This window comes from Pseudomonas brenneri, assembly GCF_007858285.1.
GTDB classification, from domain to species: Bacteria; Pseudomonadota; Gammaproteobacteria; order Pseudomonadales; family Pseudomonadaceae; genus Aquipseudomonas; species Aquipseudomonas brenneri.
This window is the reverse complement of record NZ_VFIL01000003.1, coordinates 337,269-363,482: the sequence shown is the minus strand read 5'-3', so window position 1 is coordinate 363,482 and position 26,214 is coordinate 337,269. Positions and strand designations below refer to the sequence as shown.

26 protein-coding genes are annotated in these 26,214 nt (G+C 60.4%); 22 read left to right on the top strand and 4 right to left on the bottom strand.

Translation table 11 applies throughout. From position 1 onward, the window contains the following. Positions 1-28 precede the first annotated feature (28 nt). The 8 genes from puuE (at position 29) to FJD34_RS08240 (ending at position 7,308) form a co-directional block, all read left to right on the top strand. Positions 29-955 (top strand): allantoinase PuuE, encoded by a 927-nt coding sequence (gene puuE / locus FJD34_RS08275; RefSeq protein ID WP_032863247.1) that lies wholly within the window; start codon positions 29-31, stop codon positions 953-955. Then, positions 952-1,467: a 2-oxo-4-hydroxy-4-carboxy-5-ureidoimidazoline decarboxylase gene (uraD, locus tag FJD34_RS08270; protein ID WP_032863248.1), complete on the top strand. Its 516-nt coding sequence runs from the start codon at positions 952-954 to the stop codon at positions 1,465-1,467. Before puuE ends, uraD begins: the two co-directional genes overlap by 4 nt. 81 nt (positions 1,468-1,548) lie before the next feature. Next, a complete protein-coding gene (gene alc, locus FJD34_RS08265) occupies positions 1,549-2,544 on the top strand; it encodes an allantoicase (RefSeq protein ID WP_032863249.1) in 996 nt (331 codons plus the stop codon). Between the two features lie 147 nt (positions 2,545-2,691). Beyond that, positions 2,692-3,195, top strand: coding sequence for an ureidoglycolate lyase (locus tag FJD34_RS08260; protein WP_032863250.1), 504 nt, complete (start codon positions 2,692-2,694; stop codon positions 3,193-3,195). Between the two features lie 51 nt (positions 3,196-3,246). After that, positions 3,247-4,545: a urate hydroxylase PuuD gene (locus FJD34_RS08255; protein ID WP_090291635.1), complete on the top strand. Its 1,299-nt coding sequence runs from the start codon at positions 3,247-3,249 to the stop codon at positions 4,543-4,545. Positions 4,546-4,742: 197 nt separating this feature from the next. Beyond that, positions 4,743-6,086, top strand: coding sequence for a nucleobase:cation symporter-2 family protein (locus FJD34_RS08250; protein WP_065942378.1), 1,344 nt, complete (start codon positions 4,743-4,745; stop codon positions 6,084-6,086). A gap of 44 nt (positions 6,087-6,130) precedes the next feature. Next, entirely contained in the window at positions 6,131-6,526 is a 396-nt protein-coding gene (locus FJD34_RS08245) for a hypothetical protein (protein ID WP_146552190.1), read from the top strand. Continuing rightward, positions 6,523-7,308, top strand: a complete 786-nt coding sequence (locus FJD34_RS08240; RefSeq protein WP_032863253.1) for an outer membrane protein OmpK — start codon at positions 6,523-6,525, stop codon at positions 7,306-7,308. Before FJD34_RS08245 ends, FJD34_RS08240 begins: the two co-directional genes overlap by 4 nt. A 44-nt stretch (positions 7,309-7,352) precedes the next feature. On the opposite strand, the gene FJD34_RS08235 is transcribed toward FJD34_RS08240, so the two are convergent. Both FJD34_RS08235 and FJD34_RS08230 read right to left on the bottom strand, forming a co-directional pair. Beyond that, positions 7,353-8,501 (bottom strand): patatin-like phospholipase family protein, encoded by a 1,149-nt coding sequence (locus FJD34_RS08235; RefSeq protein WP_032863254.1) that lies wholly within the window; start codon positions 8,499-8,501, stop codon positions 7,353-7,355. Between the two features lie 35 nt (positions 8,502-8,536). After that, positions 8,537-9,469, bottom strand: coding sequence for a lipid A biosynthesis lauroyl acyltransferase (locus FJD34_RS08230; protein WP_032863255.1), 933 nt, complete (start codon positions 9,467-9,469; stop codon positions 8,537-8,539). A 118-nt stretch (positions 9,470-9,587) separates the two neighbouring features. On the opposite strand from FJD34_RS08230, the gene minC reads away from it, so the two are divergent. The 7 genes from minC (at position 9,588) to FJD34_RS08200 (ending at position 16,497) form a co-directional block, all read left to right on the top strand. Beyond that, positions 9,588-10,325, top strand: a complete 738-nt coding sequence (gene minC / locus FJD34_RS08225; protein WP_032863256.1) for a septum site-determining protein MinC — start codon at positions 9,588-9,590, stop codon at positions 10,323-10,325. Positions 10,326-10,525: 200 nt separating this feature from the next. Next, on the top strand, positions 10,526-11,338 hold the full coding sequence (minD, locus tag FJD34_RS08220; RefSeq protein ID WP_032863258.1) for a septum site-determining protein MinD: 813 nt from the start codon (positions 10,526-10,528) through the stop codon (positions 11,336-11,338). 3 nt (positions 11,339-11,341) lie between these two features. After that, positions 11,342-11,596, top strand: a complete 255-nt coding sequence (minE, locus tag FJD34_RS08215; RefSeq protein WP_032863259.1) for a cell division topological specificity factor MinE — start codon at positions 11,342-11,344, stop codon at positions 11,594-11,596. A gap of 189 nt (positions 11,597-11,785) precedes the next feature. Next, a complete protein-coding gene (locus tag FJD34_RS08210; RefSeq protein WP_065942377.1) occupies positions 11,786-12,421 on the top strand; it encodes an RluA family pseudouridine synthase in 636 nt (211 codons plus the stop codon). Positions 12,422-12,593: 172 nt separating this feature from the next. Further along, the gene (locus tag FJD34_RS08205; protein WP_032863261.1) at positions 12,594-13,883 is read left to right on the top strand and encodes a M18 family aminopeptidase; all 1,290 of its coding nucleotides are present in this window, start codon (positions 12,594-12,596) and stop codon (positions 13,881-13,883) included. A gap of 186 nt (positions 13,884-14,069) precedes the next feature. Then, positions 14,070-14,246 (top strand): hypothetical protein, encoded by a 177-nt coding sequence (locus FJD34_RS28035; RefSeq protein WP_162843703.1) that lies wholly within the window; start codon positions 14,070-14,072, stop codon positions 14,244-14,246. Positions 14,247-14,319: 73 nt separating this feature from the next. Further along, on the top strand, positions 14,320-16,497 hold the full coding sequence (locus FJD34_RS08200) for a mechanosensitive ion channel family protein (RefSeq protein ID WP_090291637.1): 2,178 nt from the start codon (positions 14,320-14,322) through the stop codon (positions 16,495-16,497). Here FJD34_RS08200 and FJD34_RS08195 read toward each other — a convergent pair. Then, the gene (locus FJD34_RS08195; protein WP_032863263.1) at positions 16,473-17,186 is read right to left on the bottom strand and encodes a UTRA domain-containing protein; all 714 of its coding nucleotides are present in this window, start codon (positions 17,184-17,186) and stop codon (positions 16,473-16,475) included. The genes FJD34_RS08200 and FJD34_RS08195 overlap by 25 nt on opposite strands. A gap of 349 nt (positions 17,187-17,535) precedes the next feature. Between FJD34_RS08195 and FJD34_RS08190 the strand changes: the two genes are divergently transcribed. The 6 genes from FJD34_RS08190 (at position 17,536) to FJD34_RS08165 (ending at position 22,844) form a co-directional block, all read left to right on the top strand. Then, on the top strand, positions 17,536-18,603 hold the full coding sequence (locus FJD34_RS08190; protein WP_090291638.1) for an ABC transporter substrate-binding protein: 1,068 nt from the start codon (positions 17,536-17,538) through the stop codon (positions 18,601-18,603). A 134-nt stretch (positions 18,604-18,737) separates the two neighbouring features. Next, a complete protein-coding gene (locus tag FJD34_RS08185; RefSeq protein ID WP_090291640.1) occupies positions 18,738-19,544 on the top strand; it encodes an alkaline phosphatase family protein in 807 nt (268 codons plus the stop codon). Further along, positions 19,541-20,386, top strand: coding sequence for an ABC transporter permease (locus FJD34_RS08180; RefSeq protein WP_032863266.1), 846 nt, complete (start codon positions 19,541-19,543; stop codon positions 20,384-20,386). Before FJD34_RS08185 ends, FJD34_RS08180 begins: the two co-directional genes overlap by 4 nt. Continuing rightward, on the top strand, positions 20,373-21,173 hold the full coding sequence (locus FJD34_RS08175) for an ABC transporter permease (protein WP_032863267.1): 801 nt from the start codon (positions 20,373-20,375) through the stop codon (positions 21,171-21,173). The genes FJD34_RS08180 and FJD34_RS08175 overlap by 14 nt, the downstream gene beginning before the upstream one ends. Continuing rightward, entirely contained in the window at positions 21,170-22,159 is a 990-nt protein-coding gene (locus tag FJD34_RS08170; RefSeq protein ID WP_032863268.1) for an ABC transporter ATP-binding protein, read from the top strand. Before FJD34_RS08175 ends, FJD34_RS08170 begins: the two co-directional genes overlap by 4 nt. A gap of 31 nt (positions 22,160-22,190) precedes the next feature. Continuing rightward, positions 22,191-22,844 (top strand): HAD family hydrolase, encoded by a 654-nt coding sequence (locus FJD34_RS08165; protein WP_032863269.1) that lies wholly within the window; start codon positions 22,191-22,193, stop codon positions 22,842-22,844. Between the two features lie 95 nt (positions 22,845-22,939). On the opposite strand, the gene FJD34_RS08160 is transcribed toward FJD34_RS08165, so the two are convergent. Further along, positions 22,940-23,902: a zinc-binding dehydrogenase gene (locus FJD34_RS08160; protein WP_032863270.1), complete on the bottom strand. Its 963-nt coding sequence runs from the start codon at positions 23,900-23,902 to the stop codon at positions 22,940-22,942. Positions 23,903-24,040: 138 nt separating this feature from the next. On the opposite strand from FJD34_RS08160, the gene FJD34_RS08155 reads away from it, so the two are divergent. After that, positions 24,041-26,122, top strand: a complete 2,082-nt coding sequence (locus FJD34_RS08155; RefSeq protein ID WP_174553288.1) for a carboxy terminal-processing peptidase — start codon at positions 24,041-24,043, stop codon at positions 26,120-26,122. The last annotated feature ends 92 nt before the right edge of the window (positions 26,123-26,214 follow it).

Sequence of the window (26,214 nt, the reverse complement as noted above, 5' to 3'; positions counted from 1 at the left end):
TCGATCACGAACAAGAAGGAAGACTGCAGTGAGCGCTGACTACCCACGCGACCTGATCGGTTACGGCAGTAACCCACCGCACCCTCACTGGCCGGGCAAGGCGCGCGTTGCCCTGTCGTTCGTACTCAATTACGAAGAAGGCGGTGAGCGCAATATCCTGCACGGCGACAAAGAGTCGGAAGCCTTCCTCTCGGAAATGGTCTCGGCCCAACCGCTGCAAGGCGCGCGCAACATGAGCATGGAGTCACTGTACGAATACGGCAGCCGTGCCGGCGTGTGGCGCATCCTCAAGCTGTTCAAGGAATTCGACATTCCGCTGACCATCTTCGCCGTGGCCATGGCTGCCCAGCGCCACCCCGATGTGATCCGTGCCATGGTCGCCGCCGGTCACGAGATCTGCAGCCACGGCTACCGCTGGATCGACTACCAGTACATGGATGAGGCCCAGGAGCGCGAGCACATGCTCGAAGCCATCCGTATCCTCACCGAGCTGACCGGCGAACGCCCACTGGGCTGGTACACCGGACGCACCGGCCCCAACACACGGCGACTGGTGATGGAAGAAGGCGGCTTCCTGTATGACTGCGACACCTACGACGACGACCTGCCCTACTGGGAACCGAACAACCCGACCGGCAAGGCGCACCTGGTGATCCCCTACACCCTGGACACCAATGACATGCGCTTCACCCAGGTCCAGGGTTTCAACAAGGGCGACGACTTTTTCGAATACCTCAAGGACGCCTTCGATGTGCTGTATGCCGAAGGTGCCGAGGCCCCGAAAATGCTCTCCATCGGCCTGCATTGCCGCCTGATCGGCCGCCCGGCGCGCCTGGCCGCACTCAAGCGCTTTATCGAATACGCCAAGGGCCATGACCAGGTGTGGTTCACCCGCCGCGTCGACATTGCCCGCCACTGGCATGACGTACACCCTTTCCAGGGAGCCGCCAAATGACAGCGTTCCAAACCTTGAAACCATCGACCCTCAGCCGCGACGAATTTGTCGCAGCCTTCGCCGATATCTATGAACACTCGCCATGGGTGGCCGAAAAGGCCTTCGACCTGGGCCAGGACGCTTCGATCGATGAGATTGAGACCCTGCACCAGCGCATGAGCGATATCCTGTTGAGTGCCGATCACACCAGGCAACTGGCCCTGATCAACGCTCACCCGGACCTGGCCGGCAAAGCTGCCGTCCAGGGCCAACTGACCGAAGCCAGCACTAACGAACAAGCTGGCGCCGGTATCCACCAATGCTCGAGCGACGAGTTTTCGCGCTTCACCGAGCTGAACGATGCCTACAAGGCCAAGTTCAAGTTTCCCTTCATCATGGCGGTAAAAGGCAGCAACCGGCATCAGATCCTCGCCGCGTTTGAAACGCGCATCCACAACCCGGTCGAGACCGAGTTCAAGTGCGCGCTGGCAGAGATCAACAAGATCGCGTTGTTCCGATTACTGACCCTTTAGCAAACCTGGCCCGAGCGAATCGATCAACGCCCAGGGCCTGGCAAGCATCCCAAGCCACTCTATCTAAGGCAGACAAGAAGAATGAAAGCGCAACCCGTACCTTTCGAGAAGTTCGTCAACCTGGCCGACGCCCGCCTGGGCACCAAGATCATCTCGGTGACCGATGACTGGTTCGCCGACGCCAACCGACTGTTCCAGCCGACCCCGGCCGTATGGAAGGAGGGCGTTTTCGATGATAACGGCAAGTGGATGGACGGCTGGGAGTCCCGCCGCAAGCGCTTCGAAGGCTTCGACAGCGCGGTGATCCGCCTGGGCGTACCGGGTTCGATCAAGGGCGTGGACATCGACACTTCATTCTTCACCGGCAACTTCCCGCCATCGGCGTCCCTGGAAGGCTGCTTCCTGGCTTCGGGCGAGCCCGATGACAACACCCAGTGGGTTGAAGTGCTGTCCGCCGTAGAGTTGCAGGGCAACAGCCATCACTTCCACGAGATCAACAACGACCAGGCGTTCAGCCACCTGCGCTTCAACATCTTCCCGGATGGCGGCGTAGCACGTCTGCGTGTGTACGGCATTCCGTTCCGCGACTGGTCGACCGTGGGTGACAACGAACAAGTGGACCTGGCCTCCTCCCTCAATGGCGGTCGCGCACTGGCCTGCTCCGATGAACACTTCGGGCGCATGGGCAACATCCTCAACCCGGGCCGCGGCATCAACATGGGCGATGGCTGGGAAACCGCACGCCGTCGCACGCCTGGCAATGACTGGGTAATCGTCGCGCTGGGGCATGCCGGCGAGATCGAAAAAGTGGTGGTCGATACCCTGCACTTCAAGGGCAACTACCCGGACACTTGCTCGATCCAGGGCGCGTTCGTCAAAGGCGGCACCGACAGCCAGATCGAAACCCAATCGCTGTTCTGGCGCGAACTGCTGCCAGCACAGAAACTGGAAATGCACGCCGAACACACCTTCGCCGAGCAGATCAAGGCACTGGGCCCGATCACCCACATCCGCCTCAACGTATTCCCGGATGGTGGTGTGAGCCGCCTGCGGGTTTTCGGCAAGGTCGCTAAATAAGGCCGCCCATGTAGGAGCGAGCTTGCTCGCGAAGATCGTCAACGATAACGCGTCCCTCCTGGATAAACGCGGTGCCCTTGAGTTTTTCGCGAGCAAGCTCGCTCCTACACAGATCCATCAATAACTAAACAGATTAAGAAGACAGCCATGCGCACACTGATGATCGAACCCTTGACCAAAGAAGCCTTCGCCCCTTTCGGAGACGTTATCGAAACCGAAGGCAGCGATCACTTCATGATCAACAACGGCTCGACCATGCGCTTTCATAAACTGGCGACGGTCGAGACCGCCACGCCAGAAGACCACGCCATCATCAGCATCTTCCGCGCCGATGCGCAGGACATGCCGTTGACCGTGTGCATGCTGGAAAGACACCCGCTGGGCAGCCAGGCCTTTATCCCGCTGCTCGGCAACCCCTTTCTGATCGTGGTCGCGCCGGTTGGCGATGAACCTGTATCAGGCTTGGTCCGCGCCTTCGTCACCAACGGCAGGCAGGGCATTAATTACCATCGCGGCGTCTGGCACCACCCGGTGCTGACGATCGAAAAGCGGGATGACTTCCTGGTGGTTGATCGCAGTGGCACAGGCAATAACTGCGATGAGCATTTTTTCAAAGAGGATGAGCGGTTGATCCTCGCCCCCCACCAATAAGAGAAGGTCCGATCACCCGACAACAAGGGTGACGGGCGAGAGGTAAAGACTGTGGAAGCACATCTGTTGGAATGGCTGAACCTTAGCGTGCGCTGGGTTCATATGATCACTGGCGTGGCCTGGATCGGTGCGTCTTTCTATTTCGTATGGCTGGAAAACAACCTGAACCGCGTCAACCCCAAAAGCGGCCTGGCTGGCGATTTATGGGCGATCCACGGTGGCGGTATCTACCACCTGGAAAAATACAAACTGGCCCCACCGACCATGCCGGACAACCTGCACTGGTTCAAATGGGAAGCCTATTTCACCTGGATGTCGGGCGTCGCGCTGCTCTGCGTGGTGTTCTACCTCAACCCGACGCTGTACCTGCTCGCCCCCGGCAGCAGCCTCAGCGGTACCGAAGGCGTGTTGCTGGGCATTGGCTCACTGTTCGCCGGCTGGTTCATCTACTCCTTTCTGTGCGACTCGGCCCTGGGCAAACGCCCTGCCCTGCTCGGCTTCATCCTGTTCGTCCTGTTGATCGGCGCCGCCTATGGCTTCAGCAAGGTGTTCAGTGGCCGTGGCGCGTACCTGCATGTGGGCGCCATCATCGGCACCATCATGGTCGGCAACGTGTTCCGCATCATCATGCCGGCCCAGCGTGCGCTGGTGGCGGCGATCGCGGAAAACCGCACGCCAGACCCGGCACTGCCGGCCAAGGGCCTGTTGCGTTCACGCCATAACAACTACTTCACCCTGCCTGTGCTGTTCATCATGATCAGCAACCACTTCCCGAGCACCTACGGCAGCCAGTACAACTGGTTGATCCTGGCCGGGATCGCGGTGGCGGCGGTGTTGGTGCGTCACTACTTCAACACCCGCCACGACAGCCAGAAATACGCCTGGACTCTGCCGGTCGGTGCCCTGGCGATGATCTGCCTGGCTTATGTCACCGGTCCAAAACCCGCGGTTACCACACCGGACGTGGCCAAGGCGCCAGCAGCGATCGAGTACCAGCCATTGCCGGAAACCGCATTGGGTGGCGGCCTCAAGCCAGCAGCTCCCGCCGCGCCAGCACCAGCGGCAGAAGCGGCTCCGGCCCAGGCCTCGACGGATTTTGGCAAGGTACATAGCGTGATTGAAGAGCGTTGCACCGTGTGCCATTCGGCCAAGCCCACCAGCCCGCTGTTCAGCACCGCACCGGCCGGGGTGATGTTCGATACCCCGGCGCAGATCCAGCAGCAAGCGGCGCGCATTCAAGCGCAGGCGGTTGCCAGCCAGATCATGCCGCTGGGCAACATTACCCAGATGACTCAACAGGAACGCGAGTTGATTGGTAGCTGGATCAATCAGGGGGCCCGCACTAACTGACAGCCTGACGCAAATCCAAAATGTGGGAGCGGGCTTGCTCGCGAATGCGGTGTGTCATTCAACCCTTAAGGTGACTGAGCCGCCGTTTTCGCGAGCAAGCCCGCTCCCACAGAGGATCTGCGGTGATTTTGAGATCGAGCTCCAAATGGCAATTGACTGCCAAACAACACAAAAATAAAAAAGATCCGAGGTGTTGCATGTCCCAGTTAGAAACGCAGATTCCTGCCGCGCCCGCCATGGTGCGGCTTCCACTTTTGCAACTGATCCTGGTAGGCCTGCAACATGTACTGCTGATGTACGGCGGCGCCGTGGCCGTACCGCTGATCATCGGACAAGCCGCGGGTTTGAGCCGTGAAGAAATCGCCTTTCTGATCAACGCCGACCTGTTGGTGGCGGGGATCGCCACCATGGTCCAGTCCTTTGGCATCGGCCCGCTGGGTATCCGTATGCCGGTGATGATGGGCGCCAGCTTTGCTGCGGTCGGCAGCATGGTCGCCATGGCAGGCATGCCGGGTATCGGCCTGCAAGGGATCTTCGGCGCAACCATCGCCGCCGGGTTCTTTGGCATGGTGATCGCGCCGTTCATGTCCAAGGTAGTACGCTTCTTCCCTCCGTTGGTGACCGGTACCGTGATCACCGCCATCGGTCTTTCGTTGTTTCCCGTCGCGGTGAACTGGGCGGGCGGTGGCGCCAGCGCTGTGCAATTCGGCTCACCGATCTACCTGGCCATCGCCGGCCTGGTACTCGCCACCATCCTGTTGATCAACCGTTTCATGCGCGGTTTCTGGGTCAATATCTCGGTGCTGATCGGCATGGCCCTGGGCTATGCCTTGTGCGGTTTGCTCGGCATGGTCGACCTCGGTGGCCTGGAGCAGGCGCCGTGGGTGCAAGTGGTCACGCCGTTGCACTTCGGCATGCCCACGTTCGAGTTGGCGCCGATCCTGTCGATGTGCCTGGTGGTCGTGATTATTTTCGTCGAGTCCACCGGCATGTTCCTGGCCCTGGGCAAGATCACCGGGCAGGAAGTCACCCCGAAAATGCTACGGCGCGGCCTGCTGTGCGATGCCGGCGCATCGTTCTTTGCCGGGTTCTTCAACACCTTCACCCACTCCTCTTTCGCCCAGAACATCGGCCTGGTGCAGATGACCGGCGTGCGTTGCCGCTCGGTGACGATCATGGCCGGGGCCTTTCTGATTGTGCTGAGCCTGCTGCCCAAGGCGGCGTTTTTGGTAGCGTCGATTCCACCTGCGGTGCTGGGTGGTGCGGCCATCGCGATGTTCGGCATGGTCGCGGCGACCGGGATCAAGATCCTCCAGGAAGCCGACATTGCCGACCGCCGTAACCAGTTGCTGGTGGCCGTGAGCATCGGCATGGGCCTGATTCCGGTGGTACGCCCGGAGTTCTTCGCCCAGTTGCCGTTGTGGATGAGCCCGATTACCCATAGCGGCATTGCCATGGCCACGCTCAGTGCGTTGTCGCTGAACGTGTTGTTCAACATCCTGGGCGGTTCAGAACGACCCGAAGTCGCCCATACGCATTGATTCCTTCGTTACTACAAAAATAACAACGAACAGGGAATATCCACATGCACGCCATTCACCTGGGGCCGACCACACGCCGTGCCCCATTCTCGCCCCTCGCGCTCTTTTACAGCGCACTTGAGCACAGGCTCTGGAGCCAGTATTCTCCGCGCCCGCTCAAATCGACTCAAAAAAAAACAGCAAATGTAAAAGCTGACTTAAAGGCCAACTTATCCCGGCCTTATGTTGGCTGCCAAAGTGCGCAAAAGTCCTCTGAATTCGACTGCATCCCCTGCAGCCGACGGGGATTTTTTGGCTTTTCAAACACCTTGGCGCAGCTCTTGCTAAAAGCATTAAAGCTGACCGAACAGACGATTTTTGCAGCGAACCAAAAGGCGCCACACCAGAGCGCCTGCGTAGAAGAAAAACCACAAAACCTTAGCTCGGGAGCAACCGAATGAAACGTACCGTGAACAGCCTTATGTTGGCAGGATCCCTGTTGGTTGGGGGCCAAGCGATGGCGGGTGACCTGCTGCAGTGGCAGAACAACAGCCTGACTTACCTGTGGGGCAAGAACTTCAAAGTCAACCCAGAGATCCAGCAAACCGTCACCTTTGAACATGCCGATGCGTGGAAGTACGGCGACAACTTCTTCTTCCTCGACCGTATCTTTTACAACGGCAAGGAAGACGGCAACGTCGGCCCCAATACTTACTATGGCGAGTTCAGCCCACGGCTGTCGTTTGGCAAGATCTTCGATAAAGACTTGTCCTTCGGACCGATCAAAGATGTCTTGCTGGCGTTCACTTACGAGTTCGGCGAAGGCGACAATGAGTCCTACCTGGTAGGCCCGGCATTTGACTTGAACATCCCCGGCTTCGATTACTTCCAGTTGAACTTCTACCAGCGCCAGACCGAAGGCAATCGCCCGGGTGACGGCGTATGGCAGATCACGCCGGTATGGTCGTACACCATTCCCGTGGGCAACTCCGACGTGCTGATCGACGGTTTCATGGACTGGGTGGTGGATAACGACAAGAACGCCCGTGGCACCTACCACGCCAACCTGCACTTCAACCCGCAGGTCAAATATGACTTGGGCAAGGCCATGAGCTGGGGCGCCAAGCAGTTGTATGTCGGCTTTGAATACGACTACTGGAAGAACAAGTACGGGATCCAGGACAGCGGCGCGTTCGAGACCAATCAGGACACGGCGAGCCTGCTGGTCAAGTACCACTTCTAAAGCCTGAACACGGCCCCCTGTAGGAGCTTGTCTCCTACAAGGGATCAGGCCAAGCCCAGGAACCGCTGCAACTCTTCGCGCTTGGCCAGTGCATCGCGCCGGCCCAGCTCGATCAACTCACTGCAATACCCCGCCTCGAACAGCAGATAGCTGAGCACCCCCGCCCCGCTGGTCTTGGTCGCCCCTGGCCCACGTAAAAACAGACGCAACGCTGCCGGCAGTTCCTGGCGATGGCGCGCCGCAATCTCGTCGATTGGCTGGCTGGGCGCAATCACCAGCACGTCTACCGGTGCCAGACCGCGCGCGGCGCTGTCGGCCGGCTGCAGATGGCTGAACTGGTTGAGGCGCTCCAGCAACTCGATATCGCTCTCAAGGCTGTCAATGAACGTGCTGTTGAGCATGTGCCCGCCGATCTGCGCCAGGGTCGGCTGCTGGCCGGTGTAAGTGCGTTGCTGCGGCTCATTCGGGTCAACGGAACGCGGGTTGCCACTGACGCCCACCACCAGCACCCGGCTCGCCCCCAGGTGCAAAGCCGGGCTGATCGGCGCCGACTGCCGGACGGCGCCATCGCCAAAATACTCCTGATCGAGTTTGACTGGCGCAAACAGCAACGGAATCGCCGAGCTGGCCAGCAGGTGCTCCACGGTCAACTCCGTGGGCAGGCCAATGCGCCGGTGGCGCAGCCAGGCGTCGATGGTGCCGCCACCCTGATAGAACGTCACCGCCTGCCCCGACTCATAGCCGAACGCCGTCACGGCGACGGCGTGCAGGTGTTTATGGCGGATCGCCTCATTGATGCCTTCGAAATGCAATTTTTCCTGCAACAGTTCCCGTAGTGGCGAACTGTCGAGCAGCGCCACCGGCACCGGCGATCCCAGGCCCAACAGGCTGCGGGTCAGGAAGCGACTGGCCTGGTGAATCACCCCCGGCCAGTCGCTGCGCAGTACCAGATGGCTGCGAAAGCCCTGCCAGAAGGCGGTGAGGCGTTCAATGGCGGCGGTAAAATCCATGGCCCCGCTGGCCAGGCTCACGGCGTTGATTGCGCCGGCCGAGGTGCCGACAATCACCGGGAAGGGATTGGCCGCGCCCGGCGGCAACAGTTCGGCAATCGCCGCCAGCACCCCGACCTGATACGCCGCACGCGCCCCGCCGCCGGAAAGAATCAAGCCAGTGACCGGTTCAGTTGGGCGCATTGCATAACTCCATGGGCGGGGGACAGTCCGTTTGTTCAGCGACGCTTTTCGTACAGCTTGGGTTCGCCCGGCGGCCGGCTCTTGAAACGGCGATGGGCCCACAGGTATTGCTCAGGGCACTCGCGCACCACCGTTTCCACCCACTGGTTGATGCGCAGGCAATCGACTTCGTCGGACTCACCGGGAAAGTCGCGCAACGGCGGATGAATCACCATGCGGTAACCGCTGCCATCCGCCAGGCGCTGCTGGGTAAACGGCACCACTAACGCCTTGCCCAGCCGCGCGAACTTGCTGGTGGCGGTGACCGTGGCGGCCTGGATACCGAACAACGGCACAAAAACGCTTTGCTTGGCGCCATAGTCCTGGTCCGGCGCATACCAGATCGCCCGGCCGGCGCGCAGCAGCTTGAGCATGCCGCGCACGTCTTCACGCTCTACCGCCAGGGAATCGAGGTTGTGGCGCTCGCGGCCACGGCGCTGGATGAAATCGAACAACGGGTTGCCGTGCTCACGGTACATGCCATCGATGGTGTGCTTCTGGCCCAGCAAGGCAGCGCCGATCTCCAGGGTGGTGAAATGCAGGGCCATGAGGATCACGCCCTTGCCTTCCAGTTGTGCCTGCTTGAGGTGTTCCAGCCCTTCGACATGGGCCAGGCGCGCCAGGCGCGGCTTGGGCCACCACCAGCTCATGGCCATCTCGAAGAAGGCGATGCCGGTGGACGCAAAGTTTTCCTTGAGCAAATGTTTACGCTCCTGGGCGGACATTTGCGGGAAGCACAGTTCCAGGTTTCGCGCGGCAATACGCCGACGTTCACCGGCCACTCGGTACATAAACGCACCCAGGACACGGCCAATCCCCAACAAAACCCGGTATGGCAGCTGCACGATCAACCACAGCACACCAAGTCCCAGCCACAATAGCCAGAAGCGCGGGTGAAAAAATACAGCTCGAAAACGCGGGCGATCCATTACAGATTCCGGTAAAGACAAGGGCCGCGCATTCTACAACGGTTCGACCCGGCTTGCGGCTAGCGGATGTTCTCGTTATAAGTCTCGACACTTTTCGTGACAAGCCGCTTTGCCGACCATGAGCCAAACTGAATCGCTAGACCAAGATCCCGTATTCCAGCTCAAGGGCAGCATGCTGGCCATTACTGTGCTGGAACTGGCCCGCAACGACCTTGACGCACTGGATCGCCAGCTTGCCGCCAAAGTCGCCCTCGCGCCGAATTTCTTCAACAATGCGCCGCTGGTGCTGGCCCTGGACAAATTGCCAGCCGGCCAGGGCGCCGTTGATCTGCCGGGCTTGATGCGCGTGTGCCGCCAACATGGCCTGCGCACCCTGGCCATTCGCGCCAGCCGCATTGAAGACATCGCTGCGGCCATCGCCATTGAACTGCCAGTATTGCCACCGTCCGGCGCCCGCGAGCGCGTGCTCGACCCGGTGGAAACTGAAGTGAAGAAAAAACCGGAAAAACCACCCGAGCCGACGATCAAGCCTACAAAGATCATCACCTCCCCCGTACGCGGCGGGCAGCAAATTTACGCCCAGGGCGGCGATCTGGTTGTAGTCGCCCCCGTCAGTCCCGGTGCGGAACTTCTCGCCGATGGCAACATCCATGTATACGGCCCAATGCGCGGTCGGGCACTGGCCGGGGTCAAGGGTGATACCAAGGCACGGATTTTCTGCCAGCAACTGAGTGCTGAGCTGGTGTCCATCGCCGGGCAGTACAAGGTTTCAGAAGATTTGCGGCGTGATCCGCTGTGGGGGGCCGGGGTACAGATCAGCCTGTCGGGCGATGTGTTGAACATCATCCGTCTTTAACGGATACTGCCGCATTTTCCAAGCATCTCTAGACTCTGATAGCAAAGCGAAACCGGCAAGACTTGTGTAGGAACAATAGGAAGTTGGCGTTTCCCTACGGGAACCACATCTTTTTCTTACGAAGGCTGTCCGCCTGCAGCGAGTTTCAAGAGATGTTTTTCAGGGACCGAAAAGTCCTTTTTCCTTAGGGGTGAAACACCTTGGCCAAGATTCTCGTGGTTACATCCGGCAAGGGTGGTGTGGGTAAGACCACCACCAGCGCCGCTATCGGTACCGGCCTCGCTCTGCGCGGCCACAAGACAGTCATCGTCGACTTCGACGTGGGCTTGCGTAACCTTGACCTGATCATGGGTTGCGAGCGCCGCGTGGTGTACGACTTCGTCAACGTGGTCAACGGCGAAGCCAACCTGCAACAGGCACTGATCAAGGACAAGCGCCTTGAGAACCTGTATGTACTGGCCGCCAGCCAGACCCGTGACAAAGACGCGCTGACCAAAGAAGGCGTGGAAAAAGTCCTGATGGAACTCAAGGAAACCTTTGAGTTCGTGGTCTGCGACTCCCCGGCCGGTATCGAGACCGGTGCTCACCTGGCGATGTACTTCGCCGATGAAGCCATCGTCGTGACCAACCCGGAAGTGTCTTCGGTACGTGACTCGGACCGTATGCTGGGCCTGCTGGCCAGCAAATCCCGTCGCGCCGAGAAAGGCGAAGACCCGATCAAGGAGCACCTGCTGCTGACCCGCTACAACCCTGAGCGCGTAAGTAAGGGCGAGATGCTGGGCGTAGAAGACGTTAAAGAGATCCTGGCAGTTGCGCTGCTGGGTGTGATCCCAGAATCCCAAGCGGTACTCAAGGCGTCCAACCAGGGCGTACCGGTCATTCTCGACGACCAGAGCGACGCCGGCCAGGCGTACAGCGATGCTGTCGATCGCTTGCTGGGCAAGACCGTGGAACATCGCTTCCTCGATGCACAGAAGAAGGGATTCTTCGAGCGCCTGTTTGGAGGCAACTAAACAATGAGTATTTTTGACTTCTTTCGCTCCACCAAAAAAACTAGCACTGCGTCGGTAGCGAAAGAGCGTCTACAGATCATCGTGGCGCACGAACGCGGCCAACGCAGCACCCCGGATTACCTGCCAGCCCTGCAAAAGGAACTGGTGGAGGTGATCCGCAAGTACGTCAATATCGGTAACGATGACGTGCATGTCGCCCTGGAAAATGACGGCAGCTGCTCGATTCTGGAACTCAATATCACCCTGCCTGATCGTTGATCGAACAGGCGGTCGCCACGGCGGCTCCGCTATATCGCCCCCTGTAGGAGCGAGCTTGCTCGCGAAGGACTCAAGTGCACCGCGTTCATCCTGGATAAACGCGGCGCTCTCAGGTTCTTCGCGAGCAAGCTCGCTCCTACAAGAGGCGATGGGCGCAGCCGCCGTTGGCGTTTGTTACGAGGCTGTTTAATGCCGCTGTCCAATATCCATATTCTCCACCAGGATGCCGCTGTGCTGGTGGTGAACAAGCCTACCCTGCTGCTGTCGGTGCCAGGTCGCGCCGACGACAACAAGGATTGCCTGATCACCCGCCTGCAGGAAAACGGCTATCCCGAGGCCCGCATCGTCCATCGTCTGGACTGGGAAACTTCGGGGATCATCCTGCTGGCCCGGGATGCTGACACCCACCGCGAACTGTCCCGTCAGTTTCACGACCGCGAAACCGAAAAAGCCTACACCGCCTTGTGCTGGGGCCAACCGGAACTGGACAGTGGCAGCATCGACCTGCCGCTGCGCTATGACCCGCCGACCAAGCCGCGACATGTGGTGGACCATGAGTTCGGCAAACACGCACTGACCTTCTGGAAAGTCCTGGAGCGTTGCGGGGATTGGTGCCGGGTTGAGCTGACGCCGATTACCGGACGTTCACACCAGTTGCGCGTGCATATGCTGTCCATCGGTCACCCGCTGCTGGGCGACGGTTTGTATGCCCACGAACAGGCCCTGGCTGCCTGGCCCCGCCTGTGCCTGCACGCGAGCATGCTGAGCTTTACTCACCCGCAAAGCGGCGAACGTTTGCGCTTCGAGTGCCCTGCGCCGTTCTAAAATTGGCAACCCGATCAAAAATGTGGGAGCGGGCTTGCTCGCGAATGCGGTCTATCAGTCACAGAAAGGCTGACTGACACACCGCATTCGCGAGCAAGCCCGCTCCCACATTTGTTCTGTGCACTTATCACATCGGACGGTAAACTCGCGCCATTGCTGTCTGGAGCTACTTATGCGCGAAGCGTTGAATCAAGGCCTGATCGACTTCCTCAAGGCCTCTCCCACCCCCTTTCATGCCACTGCTGCCCTGGCCCAACGCCTGGAAGCCGCCGGTTTCCAGCGTCTTGACGAGCGCGAGACCTGGACCACCGAGGCCAACGGTCGCTACTACGTAACCCGTAACGACTCCTCGATCATCGCCTTCAAGATGGGTCGCCAATCCCCCCTGCATGACGGCATCCGCCTAGTGGGCGCCCATACCGACAGCCCGTGCCTGCGGGTCAAGCCGCAACCCGAGCTGCAACGCCAGGGTTTCTGGCAACTGGGTGTGGAAGTCTACGGCGGCGCATTGCTGGCGCCGTGGTTCGACCGCGACCTGTCCCTGGCCGGGCGCGTGACGTTCCGCCGTGACGGCAAGGTCGAAAGCCAGTTGATCGACTTCAAGTTGCCGATCGCCATTATCCCCAACCTGGCCATCCACCTGAACCGGGAAGCCAACCAGGGCTGGGCGATCAACGCCCAGACCGAACTGCCGCCAATCCTCGCGCAGTTTGCCGGTGACGAGCGCGTGGACTTCCGCGCCGTGCTCACTGACCAACTGGCCCGCGAACATGGCCTGAACGCCGACGTGGTGCTCGACTACGAGTTGAGTTTCTACGACACCCAAGGCGCCGCCGTGATTGGCCTGCATGGCGACTTTATCGCCGGTGCACGCCTGGACAACCTGCTGTCGTGCTACGCCGGCCTGCAAGCCCTGCTCACCAGCGAGACCGACGAAACCTGCGTGCTGGTGTGTACCGACCACGAAGAAGTCGGCTCCTGCTCGGCTTGCGGTGCCGACGGCCCGATGCTGGAGCAGACCTTGCGCCGCCTGCTGCCTGAAGGTGATGAGTTCGTACGTACGATTCAGAAGTCACTGCTGGTCTCTGCCGACAATGCCCACGGCATCCACCCCAACTATGCCGACAAGCATGATGCCAACCACGGCCCCAAACTCAATGCCGGCCCGGTGATCAAGGTCAACAGCAACCAGCGCTACGCCACCAACAGCGAAACCGCCGGGTTCTTCCGCCACCTGTGCATGGCCGAAGAAGTACCGGTGCAGAGTTTCGTGGTGCGCAGCGACATGGGCTGCGGCTCGACCATCGGCCCGATCACCGCCAGCCACCTCGGCGTGCGCACCGTGGACATCGGCCTGCCGACATTCGCCATGCACTCTATCCGCGAGCTGTGCGGCAGCCATGACCTGGCGCACCTGGTGAAGGTGTTGAGTGCGTTTTATGCGAGTCGTGACCTGCCCTGAGATCGGCGGCGCTGCCAATCGCGGCAAGCCCGCTCCTACAGAAGACTGCGGTCAAAATGTGGGAGTGGGCTTGCCCGCGATGGCGATTTCGACCGCACTCCATCTCTATCTGACACACATCAAGGCACCCTGCACCAAACACGCCTAGACTGGTAATCATCTTCCAACGACAAGGCCGTCCCCACCATGATCCCGATGTCCGCCTTCCACGCCATGCTCATCCCCATCCTCGCGGGCATGATCCTGCTGGCCGTTGGCTTCAACTTCCGCGACAAGAACCTCGGTGTGTTTGGCATGTGGGTCGGCATGCTGCTGATCCTCGGCACCATCGTCTTCCGGATCCTCGCCAAACTGGCCGAATAGACAAATGCACTCGCATTGGGCATAGCGCCCTCGTACACTCGGTCGATCTGTCGTTTTCAAGGTTGACCGCCTCGTGCTTACCCGTCTGTTTGCCCTGCCGTACTGCCTGCTCCTGTGTCTGCTGACCCTGCTGCCCATCGCCCCTGCCCAGGCGGTCGGCCTGCCCGGCATCCTCGGCAGCTCCTCCAAGGCCCAGCCGCAGGCCGATGTGCCGTTGGGGCAGTCCCTGGACGAGGTGATCAAGAACCTGGAAAACGACCAGCAGCGCGCCAAGCTGCTGGCCGACCTGAAAAAGCTGCGCGAAGCCACGAAAAAGGCCCAGCCCGCCGCCGAGCAAGGGGTACTGGGCTTGATCGGTGGAACCCTGGCCAGTCTGGAGCAACAGCTGTCCGGCACCGACAGCCCGCTCAATCGCTGGTCTGCCGAATTCGACCAGGCTAAGTCCGAGTTTTCCGCATTGATGCTGCCGGCCAGCGAATGGCTGCCGATCATCTTCGGTTTTGCCGTGATTTTGATGCTCTGGAGCCTGCTGGCTGCCGCGCTGATCTGGCTCGGTCACTGGGTGCGCCTGCGCTTTGGCCTCAGTGAAGAACTGCCACAACACCCCAAGACCTGGGACATGCTGCGCTTTGCCTTGCGCAAGCTAGGGCCCTGGCTGATTGCCTTGGTGATCACGGTCTATATGAGTTACGCCCTGCCCTCATCCCTGGGCAAATCCCTGGCCATGGTGCTGGCGTACGCGCTGGTGGTCGGCACCTGTTTCTCGGCGATCTGCGTCATTGCCTTCTCTGTACTCGACGGCCCGCACCGCCACCGGGCGCTGTATATCCTGCGCCACCAGGCCTTTCGCCCGCTGTGGCTGATCGGCAGTTTTGCCGCCTTTGGCGAGGCGCTGAGCGACCCGCGCCTGACCGAAGCCCTGGGGATCCACCTCGCGCACAGCGCGGCGACGGTCGCCAATGTACTGGCCGCGCTGTCCACCGGCGTGTTCATCCTGCGTTTCCGCCGCCCCATCGCCCACCTGATCCGCAACCAGCCACTGTCACGGCGCCTGACCCGCCGTGCGCTGACGGATACCCTGTCGATCATCGGCACCTTCTGGTATTTGCCGGCACTGTTGCTGGTGGGTATTTCGCTGTTTGCCACCTTTGTTTCCGCCGGCGACACCAGCACCGCGCTGCGTCAGTCGCTGTTTTGCACGGTGTTGCTGGTGTTGTGCATGGTGATCAATGGCCTGGTGCGCCGCCAGGCCCTCAAGCCGCAACGCGGGCACAAGCGTCACGCGCTGTATTCCGAGCGGCTGAAAAGCTTCTTCTACACCCTGGTCCACCTGTTGGTATGGCTGGTGTTTATCGAGCTGGGCCTGCGCGTGTGGGGCTGGTCGCTGATCCGCTTTACCGAAGGCGACGGGCATGAAATCAGCGTCAAACTGTTTGGCCTGGCCGGTACGCTGCTGTTTTCGTGGCTGATCTGGATCCTCGCCGATACCGCGATCCATCACGCCCTCACCCGCTCACGCAAAGGCCTGGCCAACGCGCGGGCGCAGACCATGATGCCGTTGATCCGTAACGTGCTGTTCGTGACGATCTTTATCATCGCCGCCATCGTCGCCCTGGCGAACATGGGCATGAACGTCACGCCACTGCTGGCCGGTGCCGGTGTGATCGGCCTGGCCATCGGCTTTGGTGCGCAGTCCCTGGTGGCGGACTTGATCACCGGCCTGTTCATCATCATCGAAGACTCCCTGGCCATCGATGACTACGTGGACGTCGGCGGCCACCTGGGCACCGTCGAAGGCCTGACCATCCGCACCGTGCGCCTGCGTGACATCGACGGCATCGTCCATACCATCCCGTTCAGCGAGATCAAGAGCATCAAGAACTACTCGCGGGAATTCGGCTACGCGATTTTCCGCGTCGCGGTACCCGCCAGCATGGACATCGACACCGCGATCAAGCTGATGCGCGATGTGGGGCAGAAAATGCGCGCCGACCCGCTGCAACGTCGCAATATCTGGTCGCCCCTGGAGTTCCAGGGTGTGGAGAGTTTCGAGTCCGGCAACGCTATTCTGCGCGCACGCTTCAAGACCGCGCCGACCAAGCAGTGGGAGGTGTCGCGGGCGTTCAACCTGTCGCTCAAGCGGCATCTGGACGAGGCCGGGATGGACCTGGCGATGCCGCGCTTGAGTGTGCAGGTGGTGACGGCGGCGAGTGGCCCGCAGGACACTCAGGTCACATCCACCCCCACATGAATCGCGTCATGGCGCCAGAACTCCAGATCGCAATCGATCAGCCGCTCATGTTGATCGTAGTTGACCCGGGCGATCCGCAGCCCAGGGCTGCCCACCGAGACTTTCAGGGCTGCTGCCGCGTCTACCTGCAATGAGGTCGGCACAATCTCGAAGCGCACGCGCCCGTAATGCAGGTCGTACTTGCGTGCATATAACTCGGTCATCGATTCATTCAAGTCGCACGCCAGGATCCCCGGGAAATACTGGGGATTGAGGTAGTGCTCGACATACAGCACCAATCGCCCATCAATCCGTCGCCTGCGGCGGATCTGGATCACGCTGGACAGGGCCGGCAGTTGCAACCACGCGCAGACTGCCGCCGACGCCGGTTGCAGGCGTGCCGAGATGACCTCGGTAGACGGCACCCGGCCCTGGGCGCTGACCATCGCGTGGAAGTGGCTGCGCTGCATCAGGTTGTAGGCCAGACGGGGCGGCGAGACAAACCAGCCGCGGCGTTCCTCGCGGTAGATCTGGCCCTGGGCCTCCAATTGCAGCAAGGCTTCGCGCACCGTTATCCGGGTGGTACCAAACAACTCACTGAGTTTGCGCTCGGCCGGCAATTTGCTCGCAGGCGTCAATAAGCCGTGGCTGATCTGCTCTTGCAGCGCCTGGCCAATGGCTGTCACCGCTTTGGTTGCCTCATCACGCATCAACGTTACCTATCTGGACTAGGCCAGCACTGTCTGGGTGCACCAAATGCCCCTGGAATGGGCGGCGGTCATTGCGTGCAAGCCTAGGCATCACACATGACCGACAGATGACAGCGCCTTGCGCCGCTGCCTCATACGCCCTGCAATACATCGGCCAAGTCCAGTAAATACGGGGTCCATGCATTGGTCTACGCTTACCCGGCAGGCGCCTGCGCAGGCGTTATAAAAACGACATCGACATGAAACTGTCATCCAGCGCGCCTAAATTGGCTCGTGTATTGCTGACCTAGACCAAACCAACCGCGCATCATAAAAAACGCAGCGTTGAAAACGCCCAAAGGAGCTTCGGATGAAACAGCTTTTCCTGGCATCACTGTTAGGCTCGACCATTGCCATGTGCACCGCCGCCATGGCCGCTGACACCGACTTGAAAACCCTGGAGGCTGCCGCCAAGGCAGAAGGCTCTGTGAACAGCGTCGGCATGCCCGATGACTGGGCCAACTGGCGCGGCACCTGGGAAGACCTGGCGGCCAAGTACGGCCTCAAGCACATCGATACCGATATGAGCTCGGCCCAGGAAATCGCCAAGTTCGCCGCAGAAAAAGACAATGCCAGCGCCGATATCGGTGACGTGGGCGCAGCCTTTGGCCCGATTGCGGTCAAGCAGGGCGTGACCCAACCCTACAAGCCAAGCACCTGGGAGCAGATCCCGGCCTGGGCCAAGGACAAGGACGGCAACTGGGCACTGGCCTACACCGGCACCATCGCGTTTATCGTCAACAAAAAGCTGCTGCACGGTTCCGAAGTCCCGACCAAGTGGTCTGACCTGAAGACCGGCAAGTACAAGGTCTCGATTGGTGACGTGAGCACCGCCGCCCAGGCCGCCAACGGCGTACTGGCCGCAGCCCTGGCCAACGGTGGCGATGAAAAGAACATCCAGCCGGCGCTGCTGATGTTCGCCGAGATCGCCAAGCAGGGGCGGATCTCCCTGGCCAACCCGACCATCGCCACCATGGAAAAAGGTGAAGTTGAAGTAGGCGTGGTCTGGGACTTCAACGGCCTGAGCTACAAGGCCAAGATGGCCAACCCGGATGATTATGTGGTGCTGATCCCATCGGATGGCTCGGTGATTTCCGGCTACACCACCATCATCAACAAATACGCCAAGCACCCCAACGCCGCCAAACTGACCCGCGAATACATCTTCAGCGATGCCGGGCAGATCAACCTGGCCAAGGGCAATGCGCGGCCGATCCGTGCCGAACACCTGACCCTGCCCCCAGAAGTCCAGGCCAAGCTGCTGCCCAACAAGCAGTACAAGGGCGTGACCCCGATCAAGGACGCCGATGCCTGGGAGAAGACCTCCAAGGCGCTGCCGCAGAAATGGCAGGAAGAAGTCATTATCAATATGCAGTAAGCCCAGCACCCCACATTGGCAATCCACTGGAGACCCAATGTGGGAACAGGCTTGTGTGGGGGCGAGCAAGCCCGCCCCCACAGTTTTGACCCTGTTCCTCCAGACATACCGATGTTTACTGTTGCGGAGCCCCTATGAAGCACAACGTCATCCTTGTGGTGCTCGACGGCCTGAACTACGAGGTCGCCCGGCATGCCATGGGGCATCTCCAGGCCTACGTCGGCGCAGGACGCGCAGCGCTGTACAAGCTGGAATGCGAATTGCCCTCCCTCTCCCGCCCGCTGTACGAATGCATCCTCACCGGCGTAGCGCCGATCGACAGCGGCATCGTCCACAACCACGTCTCGCGCCTGTCCACCCAGCGCAGCATTTTCCATTACGCCACGGATGCCGGCCTGAGCACCGCAGCGGCGGCTTACCACTGGGTCAGCGAGCTGTATAACCGCTCGCCCTTCAGCGCAGCCCGCGACCGGCATACCGATGACGAGGCCCTGGCGATCCAGCACGGGCATTTCTACTGGAGCGATCATTATCCCGACGCCCACCTGTTTGCCGATGCCGAAAGCCTGCGCCTCAAGCACGCGCCGAACTTTTTGCTGGTACACCCGATGAATATCGACGACGCCGGCCACAAGCACGGCCTCGACACCCCGCAATACCGCAACAGCGCCCGCTCGGCCGACATCATCCTGGCCGACTACCTGCAAGGCTGGCTCGATGTCGGTTACCAGGTGCTGGTCACCGCCGACCACGGCATGAACAACGACCGTTCGCACAACGGTCTGCTGGCGGAGGAACGCGAAGTACCGCTGTTTGTCCTCGGCGATGCGTTCAGCCTCGACCCCAAGGCCCAGCCCAAGCAAACCGAAATCTGCGGCACCGTTTGCGCCCTGCTTGGCGTGGCCCACGACAAACCTGTCTGCCAGGAGCTGTTGAAGTGAATTCAGTAATCCGTGGCAAATGGCTGGCCGCCCTGTGCCTGGTGCCCTTCGCCCTGTTCTTTATCGTGTTCCAGATCGCGCCGCTGTTCTGGGTGATGGTCAACAGCCTGCAATCGGAAGAGTTCGGCTGGGGGCTGGCCAACTTCAGCAAGATCTTCAGCTCGAAGTTCTACGTGCAGGCAATCAAGCACAGCCTGGAGATCAGTTTCTACTCCAGCATCTTCGGCATCATCATCGCGTTGCTGGGCAGCTATTCCCTGCGCAAGGTGGATTCGCCGCTGCGCAACTTCGTCACTGCGTTTGCCAACATGACCAGCAACTTCTCCGGCGTGCCCCTGGCCTTTGCCTTCATCATCCTGCTGGGGTTCAACGGCAGCATCACCATCATGCTCAAGCAGGCCGGGATCATTCAGGACTTCAACCTGTACTCCAAGACCGGCCTGATCATCCTGTACACCTACTTCCAGATCCCCCTGGGCGTGTTGCTGCTGTACCCGGCCTTCGATGCCCTGCGCGAAGACTGGCGCGAATCCGCCGCGTTGCTAGGGGCCAATGGCTGGCAGTACTGGCGGCATATCGGCCTGCCGGTGCTGACCCCGGCGCTGCTGGGCACCTTCGTGATCCTGGTGGCCAATGCCCTGGGCGCCTACGCCACGGTCTATGCGTTGACCACCGGCAACTTCAACGTGCTGCCGATCCGCATCGCGGCGATGGTTTCCGGCGATATTTCCCTGGACCCGAACATGGCCAGCGCCCTGGCCGTGATCCTGGTGGCGCTGATGACCGTGGTCACCGTGGTCCATCAACTGCTGCTCAAGAGGAGCTACCATGTCTCGCGCTGAAGCCAGCCCCGTCGCCCTCTATCATCGCGTGGTGGTGTACCTGCTGTTCGCAATCCTGGTGCTGCCGTTGATTGGCACCCTGGTGTACTCCCTCGCCAGCAGTTGGTCGGCAACCATCCTGCCCTCAGGCTTTACCTTCAAATGGTATGTGCAACTGTGGAGCGATCCGCGCTTCCTGCACGCCTTTGGTCAGTCATTGCTGGTCTGCGTCGGCGCGCTGATCCTGTCGGTGGTGCTGATCCTGCCGCTGCTATTTGTGGTGCACTACCACTTTCCCAAGCTCGACGCGCTGATGAACATCCTGATCCTGCTGCCCTTCGCGGTGCCGCCGGTGGTGTCGTCGGTGGGGCTGTTGCAGTTATACGGCTCGGGGCCACTGGCGATGGTCGGCACGCCGTGGATCCTGATTGGCTGCTACTTCACCGTGGCGCTGCCGTTCATGTACCGCGCGATCACCAACAACCTGCAAGCAATCAACCTGCGCGACTTGATGGATGCCGCCCAACTGCTCGGCGCCAGCACCTGGCAGGCGGCGATCCTGGTGGTGTTGCCTAACCTGCGCAAAGGTCTGATGGTGGCGTTGCTGCTGTCGTTCTCGTTCCTGTTCGGCGAGTTTGTGTTTGCCAATATCCTCGTCGGCACGCGCTACGAGACCTTGCAGGTGTACCTCAACAACATGCGCAACAGCAGCGGCCACTTCACCAGCGCCGTGGTCATTTCCTACTTCCTCTTCGTGCTGCTGCTCACTTGGGCCGCCAACCTCTTGAACAAGGACAAAAGCCAATGAGCTTCGTCAGCGTCCAGCACCTGCAAAAAAGCTATGCCGCCACCCCGGTATTCAGCGATATCAATTGCGAGATCGCCAAGGGCGAATTCGTCACCCTCCTCGGCCCGTCCGGTTGCGGCAAGTCCACGCTGCTGCGCTGCATCGCCGGCCTGACGCCAGTGGACAGCGGGCAGATCCTACTGGACGGCCAGGACATCGTTCCTGTTAGCCCGCAGAAGCGCCATATCGGCATGGTGTTCCAGAGCTACGCGCTGTTCCCCAACATGACCGTGGAGCAGAACGTCGCCTTCGGCCTGCGTATGCAGAAGGTCAACAGCGACGACAGCCATAAGCGTGTCCAGGAAGTGCTGCAACTGGTCGAACTCAAGGATCTGGCCGGGCGTTACCCGCACCAGATGTCCGGCGGCCAGTGCCAGCGCGTCGCCCTCGCCCGCTCCCTGGTCACCCGGCCGCGCCTGTTGCTGCTCGATGAGCCGCTGTCGGCGCTGGATGCACGGATTCGCAAACACCTGCGCGAACAGATCCGCCAGATCCAGCGCGAGCTGGGGCTGACCACCATCTTCGTGACCCATGACCAGGAAGAAGCGCTGGTCATGTCCGACCGCATCTTCCTGATGAACCAGGGCAAGATTGTGCAGAGCGGCGACGCCGAGACCCTGTACACCGCCCCCGTGGACGCCTTTGCCGCCGGTTTTATCGGCAACTACAACCTGCTGGATGCCGAGCAGGCCAGCAAGCTGTTGCAACGCCCGGTCAACGGGCGCATCGCTATCCGCCCCGAATCCATCGAGCTCAACCGCAGCGGCGAACTGGACGCCCTGGTCCGCAGCCATAGCCTGCTGGGCAATGTGATCCGCTATCGGATCGAAGCCCGGGGCGTGGAATTGGTGGTGGACGTACTCAATCGCTCGGCCCAGGATCTGCATGCGGATGGCCAGCGCCTGGCACTTTCTATCGATCCCGCTGCGCTGTGTGAGGTAGCCTGAGGATGCAGCGTTTATTGAGGAAGCATGACTGATGGCTTTGGTAATTTTTGATCTGGACGACACCCTGATCCACGGCGACTGCGCCACCTTGTGGAGCGAACAGATGGGCCGCCTGGGCTGGGTGGACCGTGAATCGTTCATGCGCAAGAACCATGAACTGATGTCCGCCTACAGCCGCGGAGAGTTGGCCATGGAAGAGTTCATGGACTTCAGCCTGGAACCGATGATCGGGCGTACCCCGGAAGAAGTCGCACATCTGGTAGAGCCCTGGGTGGAAGATATTATCGAGCCGCTGATCTACAGCGACGCCACCAAGACCATCGCCCGCCACCGCCAGAACGGTGACCGGATCCTGGTGATCTCGGCCTCGGGCACTCATCTGGTCAAGCCGATTGCAGCACGCATTGGCATCGAGGAAGTGCTGGGGATTGAACTGGACGTGGCGCATGGGGTGTACAGCGGCAAGACAGTCGGTGTACTGACCTACCGTGAAGGCAAGATCACCCGGCTGATGCAATGGCTGGAGCAGGAAGGTGAAAGCCTGGAAGGCGCGTACTTCTATTCGGATTCGCGCAATGACTTGCCGCTGTTGAGCAAAGTGGACTTTCCCCAGGTGGTGAATCCGGATCCGGTGCTGCGGGCCCATGCCGAACAGGCCGGCTGGCCGATCCACCAGTGGACCTGACACCCCTTTTCCTGAATTGAAACCCAATCAAAATGTGGGAGCGGGCTTGCCCGCTCCCACATTTTTTTGACCCGGTTTCAATTCGGCATTGGCATTTAAGCCAGGCTTGCGTCGATCACCAGCACCAACTTCCCGGAAATCTGGTTGGTCGCCAGCTCCGCAAACGCAGCCTCGGCATCCGTGATCGCAAAGGTCTTGGCCAACTGCGGGCTCAACCGCCCTTCGCCAAACAACGGCCATACATGCTGACTCAGATCACTGAACAAATCGGCCTTGAACTGCTCATCACGGCTACGCAAGGTCGAGCCCAGCACTTGCACGCGTTTTGCCAGCACCTGCGCCAGGTCCAGTTGGGCCTCGCGCCCGCCCATCAGACCGATCAACACCCAGCGCCCATCGCGGGCCAGTAGCTTGAGGTTGATCGCGGCGTAATTGCCGCCCACCGGGTCGAGAATCACGTCGAACGGGCCGAAATCGCGCAAGGCCTCGATACCGTCGGTACGTACCACGCCGCCCTGGGCGCCGAGGGCTTCGCAATAGGCCAGGCGATCCGCCGAGCCGACGCTGACCCAGCACGGGCTGCCAAACGCCTTGCACAGTTGGATCGCTGCCGAGCCGACACCACTGGCGCCCGCGTGCAACAGCACCTTTTCACCGGGCTTGAGCGCCGCCAACTGGAACAGGTTGAGCCAGGCCGTGCTGTACACCTCCGGCAACGCCGCCGCCTCGGCCAGGGACAATCCCTCCGGCACCGGCAGTACGTGGCGTGCATCCACCACCACTTCTTCGGCCATGCCACCGCCCGCCAGCAGCGCACAGACCCGGTCTCCCACTTGCCAGGCCGAGCCGGCACCGACTTCGCTGATGACCCCGGAACACTCCAGGCCCAGCACTTCGCTAGCCCCTGGCGGTGGCGGATAGAGCCCTGCACGCTGTAATAAGTCGGCCCGATTCAAGCCGGCTGCCGCCACACGAATACGAACTTGGCCTACATCACATGTAGGACTTGGGGTCTCAACCCACTCCACATGACCTTCAACGCCTTGCAATGCTTTCACAGTGCCTCCATAGTGAGTCTGGACTGAGCCCGTTGCTGTAGCGCCGGGCTTTTTGCATTATGCGACCGGCCCAAATGGAACCGGCGACTTCAAAGACGGCCTAATATGCGTTATCAATTGCCCCCGCGTCGAATCAGCATGAAGCATTTGTTCCCCAGCACCGCCCTCGCTCTTTTCATTGGTCTCGGCCTGTTGCCGCTGTCGACCAATACGTTCGCAGCCAACAGCTGGGACAAGCTTCAGCCCGATCGCGACGAGGTGATTGCCAGCCTTAACGTCGTTGAGTTGCTCAAGCGCCACCATTACAGCAAGCCGCCGCTGGACGATGCACGTTCGGTGATCATCTATGACAGCTACCTCAAGCTGCTGGATCCCTCGCGCAGCTACTTCCTGGCCAGCGATATCGCTGAGTTCGACAAGTGGAAGACCCAGTTCGACGACCTGCTCAAGAGCGGCGACCTGCAGCCTGGCTTCACCATCTACAAGCGTTACCTGGACCGTGTCAAAGCGCGTCTGGACTTCGCTCTGGGTGAGCTGAACAAAGGCGTCGACAAGCTCGACTTCACCCAGAAGGAAACCCTGCTGGTGGATCGCAAGGACGCCCCTTGGCTGACCAGCACCGCCGCCCTGGATGACCTGTGGCGCAAGCGCGTCAAGGATGAAGTCCTGCGCCTGAAGATCGCCGGCAAAGAGCCCAAGGCGATCCAGGAACTGCTGACCAAGCGCTACAAGAATCAATTGAGCCGCCTGGAGCAGACCCGCGCCGAAGATATCTTCCAGGCCTATATCAACACCTTCGCGATGTCCTACGATCCGCACACCAATTATCTGTCGCCAGATAACGCGGAAAATTTTGATATCAACATGAGTCTGTCCCTCGAAGGCATCGGTGCCGTGCTGCAGAGCGACAACGATCAGGTCAAGATCGTGCGCCTGGTGCCGGCAGGCCCGGCGGACAAGACCAAGCAGGTTGCTCCGGCCGACAAGATCATCGGCGTGGCCCAGGCTGACAAAGAAATGGTCGACGTAGTCGGCTGGCGCCTGGACGAAGTGGTCAAGCTGATCCGTGGGCCGAAAGGCAGCGTGGTGCGCCTGGAAGTGATTCCGCACACCAATGCGCCGAACGACCAGACCAGCAAGGTGGTGTCGATCACCCGCGAAGCGGTGAAGCTCGAAGACCAGGCCGTGCAGAAGAAAGTCCTCAACCTCAAGCAGGATGGCAAGGACTACAAGCTGGGCATCATTGAAATCCCGGCCTTCTACCTGGACTTCAAGGCCTTCCGTGCTGGCGATCCGGACTACAAGAGCACCACTCGCGACGTGAAGAAAATCCTCACCGAGCTTTCCAAAGAGAAAGTTGACGGTGTGGTCATCGACCTGCGCAACAACGGTGGCGGTTCCTTGCAGGAAGCCACCGAGCTGACCAGCCTGTTTATCGACAAGGGTCCGACCGTGTTGGTGCGCAACGCCGATGGCCGCGTAGATGTGCTGGAAGACGAAAACCCGGGGGCCTTCTACAAAGGGCCGATGGCGTTGCTGGTCAACCGCCTCTCGGCTTCGGCCTCGGAGATTTTTGCCGGGGCGATGCAGGATTACCACCGCGCATTGATCATCGGTGGCCAGACCTTCGGCAAAGGCACGGTGCAGACTATCCAGCCGCTCAACCATGGCGAGCTCAAGCTGACGTTGGCCAAGTTCTACCGGGTTTCCGGGCAGAGCACCCAACATCAGGGCGTGCTGCCGGACATTGATTTCCCGTCGATCATCGACACCAAGGAAATCGGCGAAAGCGCCCTGCCCGAAGCCATGCCGTGGGACACCATCCGCCCGGCCATCAAGCCTGCCTCGGACCCCTTCAAGCCGTACCTGGCCCAGCTCAAGACCGAACATGACGCCCGCTCCGCCAAGGATGCCGAGTTCGTGTTTATCCGCGACAAGCTGGCCCTGGCCAAGAAGCTGATGGCCGAGAAGACCGTCAGCCTCAATGAAGTGGACCGTCGTGCGCAGCACACCGACATCGAAAATCAGCAACTGGCCCTGGAGAACATCCGACGCAAGGCCAAGGGTGAAGAAGCCCTCAAGGAGCTGAAGAAAGAAGACGAAGACGCGCTGCCGACCGAACCTGAAAAGACCAAGCCGGAAGATGATGCCTACCTGAGCGAAACCGGGCGGATTCTGCTGGACTACCTGAAAATCAGCAAGACGGTGGCCAAGCAGTAAGTGATGGCAATTTAATGTGAGCGCTCCACGGAGCGTCATCAAATAGACATCATTCTGTCGTGAAATGAAGGACCGGGCGCCCCAGGCACCCG

Bases quoted from the DNA above. Each gene is read 5' to 3' on its own strand.
- uraD (WP_032863248.1), top strand. From the start codon at position 952: ATGACAGCGTTCCAAACCTTGAAACCATCGACCCTCAGCCGCGACGAA.
- alc (WP_032863249.1), top strand. From the start codon at position 1,549: ATGAAAGCGCAACCCGTACCTTTCGAGAAGTTCGTCAACCTGGCCGAC.
- FJD34_RS08260 (WP_032863250.1), top strand. From the start codon at position 2,692: ATGCGCACACTGATGATCGAACCCTTGACCAAAGAAGCCTTCGCCCCT.
- FJD34_RS08250 (WP_065942378.1), top strand. From the start codon at position 4,743: ATGTCCCAGTTAGAAACGCAGATTCCTGCCGCGCCCGCCATGGTGCGG.
- FJD34_RS08245 (WP_146552190.1), top strand. From the start codon at position 6,131: ATGCACGCCATTCACCTGGGGCCGACCACACGCCGTGCCCCATTCTCG.
- FJD34_RS08240 (WP_032863253.1), top strand. From the start codon at position 6,523: ATGAAACGTACCGTGAACAGCCTTATGTTGGCAGGATCCCTGTTGGTT.
- FJD34_RS08235 (WP_032863254.1), bottom strand. From the start codon at position 8,501: ATGCGCCCAACTGAACCGGTCACTGGCTTGATTCTTTCCGGCGGCGGG.
- FJD34_RS08230 (WP_032863255.1), bottom strand. From the start codon at position 9,469: ATGGATCGCCCGCGTTTTCGAGCTGTATTTTTTCACCCGCGCTTCTGG.
- minC (WP_032863256.1), top strand. From the start codon at position 9,588: ATGAGCCAAACTGAATCGCTAGACCAAGATCCCGTATTCCAGCTCAAG.
- minE (WP_032863259.1), top strand. From the start codon at position 11,342: ATGAGTATTTTTGACTTCTTTCGCTCCACCAAAAAAACTAGCACTGCG.
- FJD34_RS08210 (WP_065942377.1), top strand. From the start codon at position 11,786: ATGCCGCTGTCCAATATCCATATTCTCCACCAGGATGCCGCTGTGCTG.
- FJD34_RS08205 (WP_032863261.1), top strand. From the start codon at position 12,594: ATGCGCGAAGCGTTGAATCAAGGCCTGATCGACTTCCTCAAGGCCTCT.
- FJD34_RS28035 (WP_162843703.1), top strand. From the start codon at position 14,070: ATGATCCCGATGTCCGCCTTCCACGCCATGCTCATCCCCATCCTCGCG.
- FJD34_RS08195 (WP_032863263.1), bottom strand. From the start codon at position 17,186: ATGCGTGATGAGGCAACCAAAGCGGTGACAGCCATTGGCCAGGCGCTG.
- FJD34_RS08190 (WP_090291638.1), top strand. From the start codon at position 17,536: ATGAAACAGCTTTTCCTGGCATCACTGTTAGGCTCGACCATTGCCATG.
- FJD34_RS08185 (WP_090291640.1), top strand. From the start codon at position 18,738: ATGAAGCACAACGTCATCCTTGTGGTGCTCGACGGCCTGAACTACGAG.
- FJD34_RS08175 (WP_032863267.1), top strand. From the start codon at position 20,373: ATGTCTCGCGCTGAAGCCAGCCCCGTCGCCCTCTATCATCGCGTGGTG.
- FJD34_RS08170 (WP_032863268.1), top strand. From the start codon at position 21,170: ATGAGCTTCGTCAGCGTCCAGCACCTGCAAAAAAGCTATGCCGCCACC.
- FJD34_RS08165 (WP_032863269.1), top strand. From the start codon at position 22,191: ATGGCTTTGGTAATTTTTGATCTGGACGACACCCTGATCCACGGCGAC.
- FJD34_RS08155 (WP_174553288.1), top strand. From the start codon at position 24,041: ATGAAGCATTTGTTCCCCAGCACCGCCCTCGCTCTTTTCATTGGTCTC.